This window comes from Salipiger sp., from assembly GCF_059781815.1.
In genome coordinates this window covers 1-1,994 of sequence record NZ_JBYNAH010000394.1, presented here as the reverse complement: position 1 = coordinate 1,994, position 1,994 = coordinate 1, and the positions used below count along the sequence as shown (strand labels likewise).

Below are 1,994 nucleotides of genomic sequence, written 5' to 3'. Positions count from 1 at the left end.
AGCTTATGCTCCTTGACGAAGGCGATGATCGCGTCCGCCGAGCGGGTGTCGGTGCGGCCCGAGGAGTAATCGAAGTCGAGCACGGAATCGACCACGGCGCAGGACGACCCGGACGGATCGCGCACGACGTAGGAAATCGTGTTGGTGGCTTCGTCGAAGAATGCGGTGACGTCTGGTGAGATCATGGGATGGTCCTCCGTTTCGAAAGTCACATAGGCAAACGTGAATATGTTTGCAAGGATTCTTTCTCGATTGACCTGCGTCAAGGCGGCCGGCTGCCGATGGTTTCATCACTATACTCGGAGGAGGCCGCGGGATTGTCATCATGTCGCACGAAAACTACAGAATCATGCTATGCAACAGGCTCGAGGAGCTTGGTGCGCGGCTGGAGGAGATCGAGAACTCTCTCGATGCGCCGCGTCCGAAAGATTGGGATGACAGCGCAACCGAACGCGAGGGCGACGAGGTGCTCGAACGTCTGGGCACCAGTGGCCAGGCCGAGATCGCGCGCATTCGCGCGGCGCTGCAGCGCATGGACGATGGCGAGTACGGGTTTTGCGTGAATTGCGGTGAGCCGATCCCCGAGGGGCGGCTCGATCTGTTGCCGGATGCGGCGCTCTGCGCAAGCTGCGCCGGGCGGGCAAGCCATTAGGCCGGTCGCTCCCGGCCGCTGTGAGGAGGAATGAGACCATGATCGAAGCGCTGAAGAACCGCATCGTCGAACTCGAGGCCGAGATTCGCCGGGCCGGGGAGCTGGCCGATGCGAGCGCGAAGCAGGAACTGCTTGAGGATCTCGAACGCCATGTCGAAGAGCTCGAGGCGCGTGGCGGCAAGGTGCCGCAAAGCGCGCTGCGTCTGGTTCGGCCTGACGGCGACAGCGAGGTCGAAGACCAGTTCGACAATATGCCGATCTGAGGCGCGGCGGTTTCGAACCTTGCCTTGAGCTGGTGTTTCCCGTCTAATGCGCGGTGATCGCGCAGATAAGCGCGGCGGGCACAGGCGCCGGCAAACGGGCCGGCAGGCAAGGACGGGCAGATGTCAGACGCGCGGAATACGGTCGGGTATTCGGTAAGCGACGGAGTGGTACGGATCAGCATCGCCAGTCCTCCGGCCAACGCGCTTGTCCAGAGGGTCCGAGCCGATCTGATCGCGGCATTCGACCGCGCCGCCGAGGAAGAGAGCGCGGTCGCGATCATCCTCCATGGTGCGGGGGCGGGCTTTGCCTCCGGGGCCGAACTGTCCGAATTCGACAAGACCGACGCTGCGCCGACGCTGTCGGATCTTTGCGCGCGCGTCGAAGCCAGCCCGGTGCCGGTGGTGGCGGCGCTGCATGGCACCGTGCTGGGCGGTGGCGTCGCGCTGGCGCTTGCGGCGCATTACCGGGTGGCGGATGCCGCGACCCGGATCGGCTTTCCCGAGATCAGGCTGGGGCTGATGCCCTCGGCCGGTGTGACGCAGCGGCTGCCCCGGCTAGCGGGCGCCGGCGATGCGCTCAAGCTGATGCTCACCGGTCAGCCTGTCTGTATCGACGACGCGCCGGCTGACGCGCTGGCCGATCTGGTGGTCGAGGAGGACGCGCTGTCCGGCGCGGCGCAATTCGTCGCGGCGCTGCTCGAGGATGGCGGGCCGGTGCACCCGACGTCCGGCATCCGCAGCGGCTTTTCCGACCCGGTGGCGTATCAGCAGGCGGTGTCGGCGCGCCGCGAGGCGCTGGCCGATGCGCCGGAGCTGGCCCCGCGCGAGATCGTGGCCGCGGTCGAGGCGGCGATCCTGCTGCCCTTCGAGGCCGGGCTTGCCTTCGAGGCGGACGCGGCGCAGACCTGCCGCGACTCCGAGCAGTCGCGCGCCCTGCGGGCCGCTGTCGTGGCCGAGCATCGGGCGCGCCGGCTGGAACTCCCCGCGGAGGCGCCGTTGCCGGAGCTGCAGCGCATCGCGGTGCTGGGAGGCGGCCCGCTGGCGATCCAGCTGGTCTTCGCGGCGCTGAACCGCGGCAT

At 67.2% G+C, this 1,994-nt stretch carries 3 protein-coding genes and 1 pseudogene; 3 read left to right on the top strand and 1 reads right to left on the bottom strand.

Going from position 1 to position 1,994, the window contains the following annotated elements:
* A pseudogene (locus AC6RA4_RS25155) lies at nt 1–185 on the bottom strand (MBL fold metallo-hydrolase); the annotation flags it as partial.
* Between the two features lie 164 nt (nt 186–349).
* Between AC6RA4_RS25155 and AC6RA4_RS25150 the strand changes: the two are divergent.
* The 3 genes from AC6RA4_RS25150 to AC6RA4_RS25140 form a co-directional block, all read left to right on the top strand.
* Complete coding sequence (locus AC6RA4_RS25150; RefSeq protein WP_500165007.1) at nt 350–652, top strand: TraR/DksA family transcriptional regulator; 303 nt, start codon at nt 350–352, stop codon at nt 650–652.
* A gap of 38 nt (nt 653–690) precedes the next feature.
* Entirely contained in the window at nt 691–915 is a 225-nt protein-coding gene (locus AC6RA4_RS25145; protein ID WP_500165005.1) for a hypothetical protein, read from the top strand.
* A 165-nt stretch (nt 916–1,080) separates the two neighbouring features.
* Nucleotides 1,081–1,994: enoyl-CoA hydratase-related protein (locus AC6RA4_RS25140; protein WP_500165003.1), on the top strand; the 914-nt coding region annotated here is incomplete at its 3' end.

What these genes read in the sequence shown, in the direction of transcription:
- AC6RA4_RS25150 (WP_500165007.1), top strand. Translation starts at nt 350, where the DNA reads ATGCTATGCAACAGGCTCGAGGAGCTTGGTGCGCGGCTGGAGGAGATC.
- AC6RA4_RS25145 (WP_500165005.1), top strand. Translation starts at nt 691, where the DNA reads ATGATCGAAGCGCTGAAGAACCGCATCGTCGAACTCGAGGCCGAGATT.